The sequence below is a fragment of the Kitasatospora sp. NPDC057512 genome (assembly GCF_042802135.1).
Taxonomy (GTDB): Bacteria; Actinomycetota; Actinomycetes; order Streptomycetales; family Streptomycetaceae; genus Kitasatospora.
Map to the genome: position 1 here is coordinate 1 of NZ_JBHVET010000383.1, position 7,820 is coordinate 7,820.

General features: G+C 74.5%; 7 protein-coding genes and 1 pseudogene. 5 read left to right on the forward strand and 3 right to left on the reverse strand.

The features are described 5' to 3' along the window. Nucleotides 1-84: 84 nt before the first annotated feature. From ACFU6K_RS23490 to ACFU6K_RS23500, 3 genes are all read right to left on the reverse strand, one after another. Complete coding sequence (locus ACFU6K_RS23490; RefSeq protein WP_380666032.1) at nt 85-774, reverse strand: alpha/beta hydrolase; 690 nt, start codon at nt 772-774, stop codon at nt 85-87. 32 nt (nt 775-806) lie between these two features. After that, nucleotides 807-1,136 carry a hypothetical protein gene (locus ACFU6K_RS23495; RefSeq protein WP_380666034.1) on the reverse strand — a complete coding sequence of 110 codons (330 nt, stop codon included), beginning with the start codon at nt 1,134-1,136 and terminating at the stop codon, nt 807-809. 349 nt (nt 1,137-1,485) lie between these two features. Continuing rightward, nucleotides 1,486-2,283 (reverse strand): hypothetical protein, encoded by a 798-nt coding sequence (locus ACFU6K_RS23500; RefSeq protein WP_380666036.1) that lies wholly within the window; start codon nt 2,281-2,283, stop codon nt 1,486-1,488. Nucleotides 2,284-2,433: 150 nt separating this feature from the next. On the opposite strand from ACFU6K_RS23500, the gene ACFU6K_RS23505 reads away from it, so the two are divergent. From ACFU6K_RS23505 to ACFU6K_RS23525, 5 genes and pseudogenes are all read left to right on the forward strand, one after another. Next, complete coding sequence (locus ACFU6K_RS23505; protein WP_380666038.1) at nt 2,434-3,042, forward strand: TetR/AcrR family transcriptional regulator; 609 nt, start codon at nt 2,434-2,436, stop codon at nt 3,040-3,042. A 41-nt stretch (nt 3,043-3,083) separates the two neighbouring features. After that, entirely contained in the window at nt 3,084-4,628 is a 1,545-nt protein-coding gene (locus ACFU6K_RS23510) for a carotenoid oxygenase family protein (protein ID WP_380666040.1), read from the forward strand. A gap of 371 nt (nt 4,629-4,999) precedes the next feature. Beyond that, complete coding sequence (locus ACFU6K_RS23515) at nt 5,000-6,511, forward strand: PQQ-binding-like beta-propeller repeat protein (RefSeq protein WP_380666042.1); 1,512 nt, start codon at nt 5,000-5,002, stop codon at nt 6,509-6,511. Between the two features lie 96 nt (nt 6,512-6,607). Further along, nucleotides 6,608-7,417, forward strand: coding sequence for an alpha/beta fold hydrolase (locus tag ACFU6K_RS23520; protein ID WP_380666046.1), 810 nt, complete (start codon nt 6,608-6,610; stop codon nt 7,415-7,417). 177 nt (nt 7,418-7,594) lie between these two features. Beyond that, a pseudogene (locus tag ACFU6K_RS23525) lies at nt 7,595-7,820 on the forward strand (hypothetical protein); the annotation flags it as partial.

Genomic DNA, 7,820 nt, shown 5'->3' on the forward strand with positions numbered 1-7,820 from the left:
CCCCTGCCGATCGGCAGGGGAGGCCCGGGGCGCGGACGCGGGACGCACGGGGTGCGGAACGCGGCAGCGGCAGGGGAACGGTGGCTACACCCGCGCCGGGAGCCGGGTGCAGACCGCCCCCGCCACCATCGGGGCGGGCTCGGCGCCCAGGACGCCGAGGGTGAAGGCGGTGGTCAGCGCGCTGATGTCGCGGGACTCGCGGAGCAGCAGGTGGTTGGCGCCCGGGGCCTCGTACCGCGCGAGGTCCGGGACGACCCGGCGGGCGCGCAGCGCGTACTCCAGGGACTGGGTGGCACTGGCCGAGCTGTTGTCCCCGGTGCCGTGGACGATCAGCACCCGCCGCCCGGCCAGCTGGTCGACCGGGTCGCCGCTGGGCAGCCACGGCGCGATCCCGGCCACGCCGACCACCGAGGGGTGCCCGGCGCACCAGAAGGCGGCGCGCCCGCCCAGCGAGTTGCCGATCAGCACGACGGGTGCGCCCGGGTAGAGCCGGTCCAGCTCGTCGAGCGCCCAGCGGGTGTCGACGGCGGTGTCGGCGTCCGCGCCGTTCCAGCCGCCGTGGCGGTAGCGCAGCAGGTGCACCGCGAGGCCGTGCGGCCGGCCGCGGTCGGTGAGTTCGGTGGCCAGGTCCCGCAGGCCCAGTTCGGCGACCCGCATCGGTGCGCGCCGACTGCGGAGGAACCCGCCCGGCAGCAGCAGGGCGACGCCGGCGACCGGCTCCTCGCCCCGTCGTGGGGTCAGCTCTGCGGTGCGCGGACGCTGCGCTCGGAACACGCGAATTCCCTCCTGATGTGTACAGGCGGATTCTACGGTTCCGAAGAGGGGTCGCGGTGCGCGAGCAGGGACCACAGGACCCAGCCTGAGACCCGGGTGCGCTCCACCATGACCTTCGCCCAGCGGGCGCCGAGCGGTGAGGTCCAGGTGTCCACGACCTCGACCCGGTCACCCGAACGGGCGAGTCCGATGACGGTCTCCTCGCCGAAGTGGTCGACCCGGACGTTGGCGGCGTTGGCCGACACCTCCCACCAGCCCGCGCCGAGCTCGGGCGTCAGGTCGGTGCCCGCCGTGACGGCCGCCGGGATGAGCAGGATGCCCAGCGCGACCACGGTGGCCGCCGCACGGCCGATCACGGCCACAAGGACCTCCGTGCGGTGGTCCGCGCGGTGCTGCGTACGGGCAGCGGTGGTGGCGTCGGGATCAGGGGAGGCATGTACAGCAGAACGAGCCGACGGGGCGTGCGCGTACAGTCCGGCGCCGAGGTTGACCCGGTCGGCGCAGCACGACGCGCGGACCGGCTGCCGCCGGCGCCCCGACGGATGCCCGGCGCATGTCAACTGCCCGGCCGTGGCGCGGGGTTGGCGCGCCCTGGCGGACGGCCGTCGAGTCGGCCGGCGCGGCTCGGGGTGCGGCCGCGGACCGGTCGCGCGGGTCGGCCATACAGCCCGGTCGCGCTGGTCGGCCACACGACCCGGTCGCGCTGGTCGGTCACTCCGGGCGCTGCTCCGGCAGGAGTTTCGCCCGGGTCTCGTGGATGAACGCCGCGACGACGTCCGCATCGGCGAGCACGCGGGTGACGACCCGTCCGCCCTGGCCCGGTTCGGTGCGCGCCGTGATCCGGAGTTCGCGCGTGCCCTCGGCGCTGACGTCCTGGAGGTCGCTCCACGGCAGCGGGGCCGCAGGGTGGTCGCCGTCGGGGTCGAGGAGGAGCCCTGCGGGCAGCACGGCGAGCACCCTCCCGAACAGGACATGCCCCTCCTCCTCGAACCGCTCGTGCAGCGGCGCGGTGTAGCGCGGCATCAGGCCCGCGCGGATGGCCTCGGCCAGCCCCGGTTCGTAGCGGCCCGCCAGTTTCGAGACCACAAAGGGGGTTTCGCGGTCGCGCGCCAGGATGAGGACGCGGCCGAAGTGCTCGATGCTCAGGTTCCCGCGGAACTCCATCCGGGAGGGTATGTACTCGTAGCTCTCGATGGCGTCCCAGGGCAGGGCGCGGAAGTCGCCGCCCGCGTGGTGGAGGACGAGACCGCCCTGGTAGCGCGCCACGGCGACCAGCCCGGAGCGCGGCGGCACCTTCTTGTAGGCCACGGCGGCCGCGGCCACGGCGGCGACCGCGAGGACGGCGCCCCACCAGGTCCAGCCGGAGGCGGCGAAGACGAGGATGCCGGGCAGTCCCAGGCCCCACTTTCCGACTCCGTCGCCGATCCGGCGGCTGGTCCGGTACAGCCGTCGCCGTTCGCCCAGGCCCGCCTCGGCCGCGACCTCGTCGCAGCGGGTGACACCGCTCATCGCTGACTCCCCTCGGCTGTGGAGCGCGCCAGTCTAGTCAGGGGGTCGGACGGCCCGTCAGGGCGGCCGGGCGGTCGGGCCGGGCGGGTTGTGAAATCCGTTGCCCGCAAAGGGTGGTAACGCTGTTTCTCATCGGTTACGTTGTTACCCATGAGCACGCCCTACCAGGACGCGCAGCGGGTCGGCCAGGATGCCGTACGCGCCGTGATCCTCGACCGCGCCATCTCCCTCCTCGTCGCCGAAGGCCCCGCAGCGCTGACCGTGCGCCGGATCTCCGCCGAGATCGGCTCCTCGACCAAGGTGCTGTACACGATGTTCGGCGGGAAGGAGGGGCTGCTCGACGCGCTGTACCGGGAGGGTTTCGCGCGGCTGCGCCGGGCGCAGGAGCAAGTCCCGCGCGGGAGCGACCCGTTGGCGTACCTGACCGAGCTTGGCCGCGCCTACCGGGAGCGGGCGGTCTCCGAACCCGCCTACTACCGCGTGATGTTCGAGCGGCCGGTGCCCGGATTCCGGCCCAGCGCAGAGGCGTTGGCCCTGGCCGACGGCGCGTTCGGCGCCTCGGTGGCCGCCGTCGAGGCCTGCATGGCGGCCGGGGTCTTCCGGTCCGGTGACGCCCTTGAAGTGTCCAACCTCTTCTGGGCGGCCACCCACGGCGCGGTGAGCCTGGAGCTCGCCGGCCACTTCGCGTCGGCCGAGGCCGGGGCGCGCTACGAGGCGCTGATGGCCGCACTGGGGCGGGCGTTCGGCGCCGGTTCGTGAACGAGTCCGGACACCCCATCACCTGACGAGAGGTCGACACGATGAGCCCAGGCAGCCCGATTCGCAACGGCACGATCAACAACGGAAACAATAGCAACAACAGCAACAACAAGAGCAACGGCAACAGCAACGGTACGAGGCGCAGCCGCTACGTCTCCGGGAACTTCGCCCCGGTGACCGAGGAGGTCACGGCCTACGACCTGCCCGTCACCGGCCGGATACCCGCCCACCTCGACGGCCGCTACCTGCGCAACGGCCCCAACCCGCTGGGCATCGACGACGCGGGCGCCCACCTGTGGACCCTCGGCGCGGGCATGGTGCACGGCGTGCGGATCCGGGACGGGCGCGCCGAGTGGTACCGCAACCGCTGGGTCCGCTCCGGCGCGGTCGCCGACCGGCTCGGTGAGCCCCGGCGCGGCACGCCCGTCGACGAGCGGATGGACATCTCCCCCAACGTGCAGGTCGCGGGCCTCGCCGGGCGCACCTACGCGCTGCTCGAAGGCGGCATCCGCCCGTACGAACTCACCTACGAGCTGGACACGGTGGGGCCGTGCGGGCTGGGTGCCACGCCGCAGGGGTACAGCGCCAACGCCCACTCGATCGTCGACCCGCACACCGGGGAACTGCACTCGCTGGCCTTCCTGTACGGCTCCGAGCACGTGCAGCACATCGTGATGGACGCCGCCGGCACCGTCCGGCGCAGCACGCTGATCGAGGTCCCCGGGAACCCGTACATGCACGACTTCGCGCTCACCGAGCGGTTCGTGCTGCTGTACGACACGCAGGTGGTGTTCAGCCCGGCGCACCTGGCCACCGGCGTGCCCTTCACCTGGGACGAGCGGCGCGCCGCCCGGGTCGGGGTGATGCCGCGCGAGGGCGGCGCGGTGCGGTGGTTCGAGCTCGCGCCGCACCTGGTCGGGCACACCCTCAACGCGTACGAGCGGACGGCGGACGAGCTGGTGGTCGACGTCGTGCGGCACCCGCCGGGCATGGACCTGCGGAACATCGGCGCGAGTCGGCCCACGCTCGACCGCTGGACGATCGACCTGGCGGCGGGGACGGTCCGGGAGGAGCGGCTGGACGACCGGGTGCAGGAGTTCCCGCGCCTCAACTCGCGCCACACCGGCCGCCCGTACCGCTACGGCTACGCGGCCGCCGTCGAGCTCTACGCGCCGCCGACCGGCCCCGGGGACGACCGCCCGGACGAGGGCTTCAGCAACGCCCTGCTCAAGCACGACCTGAGCCGGGGGACCGTCGAGGCCCACGAGTTCGGGCGCGACGGGGCGGTGGGCGAGGCGGTGTTCGTCGCCGCCGAGTCGCCGACGGCGGAGGACGACGGGTACCTGATGGCCTACGTCCACGACCCGGAGCGGGGAGCGGCGGACCTGGTGGTCCTCGCCGCCCAGGACTTCACCGGCGAGCCGCTGGCCCGCATCCACCTGCCGGTGCGGGTGCCCCTGGGCCTGCACGGCAACTGGGTGCCGGGCGGGGACAGGGCGGCGGACACGGCAGCGGGCGGGACAGCGGACAGGGGCGGGGACGCGGGCAGGGCAGAGGGCGGGGGCGGGGACGCGGGCTGGAACTGAGGGGCCAAAATGTGCCCGCCGTGAGCACAAGGGGGATCGCGCTCAGCGGCACCGCGGGGGAGGGCGTCGGCGTGGGGGACGGGGGTCTCGACGGCGGCGAGGACGTCGGCCACCGGGTGGTACGCGGCGAGGTAGAGGAAGCCGCCGGGGGCGATGAGCGAGGCGACCGTCCGGGCCCAGGGGCGGGCGATCGATTTCCGCGCCCGGCGCGCGCCGGGGACGGCAGGTGCTACCGGCGCCCCGGGCCCGGTGTGTGCGGGTCATGGCCGGGGTTTTCCCTGCTCTTTGTTCCGGATCATGGCGCGCTCTGCGACGATCCGATGATCGTCGCCCCGACGCGGTGGGCGGCGCGTCGCAGGGGAGAGACCGGCATGGCCGTTCGGCCCGAGGACAGTGGTGTCCGGGCGAAGTGGGGAGTGTGGTCCGCCTGGGGCCGGGAGACCTGGATGGTGGTCTCCGGCGGGGTGCTGGGGGCGATGTTCGCGAGCATGGGGCTGGCCGTGCTGTTCGGCCCGGCGAACGGGTTCGGCGGCGACAGCCTCGCGTACATGGGGATCATCAGCATCCTGGGGCTGATGCCCTGCGGTGCGGGCTTCGTCTGGGCGCTGATCCACCCGAGGGCCGGGTTCCCGTCGGCCGCCGTCGGGGCGGTGCTGGGACTCGGGATCTTCGTCGGCTTCGCCGGGGACGGCCTCAACGACTCCTGGAAGGCACCGCTGGACCGGCCGTCGACGATCCGCGCGGTGGGCAGCTGGACCAGCGGGGACCTGGTGGTCCGGGCCCGGCCGGACCTGGTGGTGGCGTACCGCCGCGCCACCGGGGCCGTCGCCTGGCACTGGTCCCCGCCCGGGGAGGACACGGTGTGCGCGATGAGCCGGACGACCGGCTCCGACGGCACGGGCCGCGGCGGCGCCCTCGGCCTGATCGGCCACGCGCCGCACGACAAGCCGTGCGCCGCCGTCACCGCGCTGGACCTCTCCGACGGCAGGGAGGGCTGGACCGCCGCCGTGGACGCGCCCGCCCGGGACGGGGACGACGCGACGCCGGACGTGGTCGCGGTGGCCGGGCAGCAGGCCCTCCTCCAGGAGAAGGCCGGCTGGCGCGCCGTCCGGCTGGCGGACGGCCGGGACGTCTGGCGCGGCGCGGCCGATCCGGGCTGCACCCCGCTGCAGGTCGCGGGCGGGCCCGGGGACGCCGTCACGGTCGCGCAGTGCGGCGACGCGCCGCCCGTGCTGCGCTCACTGGCCCCGGCGGACGGCCGGGAGCAGCGGCGGATCGCGCTGCCCGCGGCGGGCGGGCTGAGGAACCTCGCGGTGGTCTCGGTCGACCCGCTCGCGGTGTGGGTGGACGCCCAGGCCGAGCGCGGCACCCACGCGGTGCTCAGCTACGACCGGACCGGCCGGCAGCGGGCGGTGATACCGGTCGCCGGGGACGAGTACGACCTGGACGTGATGCTGGGCGGGCTGCACGCCTTCGACGAGTTCAGCGCCCGGCCGCTGTTCGGCGGGGTGGTGGTGGGGGACCTGTTCGTCGTGCCGGGGGAGAAGCCCGGCGACATCGGCATCAGCGGCGGCAAGCACCCGAGCCGCACCGCCACCGGCCGGCTGCTGGCGTACTCGCTGACGGACGGCGGCAAGCGGTGGACCGCGGGGCTCGACGACCAGGTGACCGGCCTGGTGGTGGACGGCGGCTCGGTGTGGGCGATGACCCGGAGCCGGGTGACCAGGGTGGAGGCGGCGACCGGGCGGCAGAGCGCCGTGCTGGACGTCAACGACACCGCGTCGCTCTATCCGGTGGACCTGTCGGTGTCGGACGCGGAGCGGTTCACGGTGGTCGCGGAGGACGGGACGCGGGACGAGCCGCCGGTGCGGGCGATGAGCTGACGGGGCCGGGACGGGGACCACTGCCGACGGATCTGAGCCTTCCGGGTGGTTGTGTCAGTCTGGTGGGGGAGCACCGCCGAGACCGGGAGACTCGTGATGGCCGAGATCAGGGTGAACGGGGTGGTGCTGCACTACGAGGCCCGTGGCGAGGGCCCCGGCGTCGTCCTGGTGCACGGGTCCTGGAGCGACGCGGACTCCTGGGCGCGGGTGCTGCCCGGCCTGGCGGAGTCCACCACCGCGGTCGCCTACGACCGCCGGGGGCACAGTCGCAGCGAGGACCCGCTCACCCAGGGTTCGGTGCACGAGGACGCGGCCGACCTGGCCGGGCTGATCCAGGAACTGGGCCTCGCGCCCGCCTTCGCCTACGGCGACTCCTACGGGGCCCTGGTCGTCCTCCGGCTCGCCGCCGCCCGGCCCGACCTGCTGCGCGGGATCGCCGTGCACGAGCCGCCGGGCACCGGCATCCTGCTCGCCGACCCGGACCTGCGACCGCTCGGCACCGGCTTCGCCGACCGGATCGCCGCCGTCCGGGAGCTGCTGGAACAGGCCGAGTCGGCCGCCGCCGCCGAACTGTACGTGGACAGCCTCGCCTTCGGCCCCGGCGCCTGGGAGCAGCTGCCCGCGCCGGTCCGGCACAGCTACATCCGCAACGCGCCCACCTACCTGGACGAGCTGCGCGACCCGGACGCGCTCGACCTCGACCTCATCGGGCTCGCCCGCTTCGGCGAGCCCGCGCTGCTCACCCAGAGCGAGGAGAGCGCGCCGATGTTCGGCGAGGTGCTGGACCTCATCGACCTCACCCTGCCCAAGGCGGAACGCCACCTGTACCGCGGCGCCGGGCACGCCCCGCACCTGTCGCAGCCGGAGGAGTGGGTGCGGGTGGTGCTGCCGCGGGTGCTGCTCTGAGGCTGCCGCTGCCGCTGCTTCTGCGGTTGATGTGACGGTACGTCACGCTTGCCGGGCCCGTCGGGGATTCGCCCCTGGCCGAATCCCCGGATAACCGCTCGCCTTCGCCGTCGTCCCGGGCGCAGGCTACCTCCGTGCCCGCGTCAGTACGGACGCGGTGCGAGCGGAAGGACTCACATGACGAGCACGCGCGGCCGCATCGCCGCCCTGCTGGGCGCCGTCGCGGTGGTCGCCGGCACCACGCTGGCCACCCCCGCCCTCGCCTCCACCCCCGCCCTCGCCTCCACCGGAGCCGGAGCCGGAGCCGGCGGCGGCGGGATCACCGGGCAGGCGCCCTGTCCGGACGCGCCCGAATTCACCTGCGGGACCCTCGCCGTCCCGCTCGACCACGGCGGCGCCGTCC

What these genes read in the sequence shown, in the direction of transcription:
- ACFU6K_RS23505 (WP_380666038.1), top strand. Translation starts at nt 2,434, where the DNA reads ATGAGCACGCCCTACCAGGACGCGCAGCGGGTCGGCCAGGATGCCGTA.
- ACFU6K_RS23515 (WP_380666042.1), top strand. Translation starts at nt 5,000, where the DNA reads ATGGCCGTTCGGCCCGAGGACAGTGGTGTCCGGGCGAAGTGGGGAGTG.
- ACFU6K_RS23520 (WP_380666046.1), top strand. Translation starts at nt 6,608, where the DNA reads ATGGCCGAGATCAGGGTGAACGGGGTGGTGCTGCACTACGAGGCCCGT.
- ACFU6K_RS23510 (WP_380666040.1), top strand. Translation starts at nt 3,084, where the DNA reads ATGAGCCCAGGCAGCCCGATTCGCAACGGCACGATCAACAACGGAAAC.
- ACFU6K_RS23500 (WP_380666036.1), bottom strand. Translation starts at nt 2,283, where the DNA reads ATGAGCGGTGTCACCCGCTGCGACGAGGTCGCGGCCGAGGCGGGCCTG.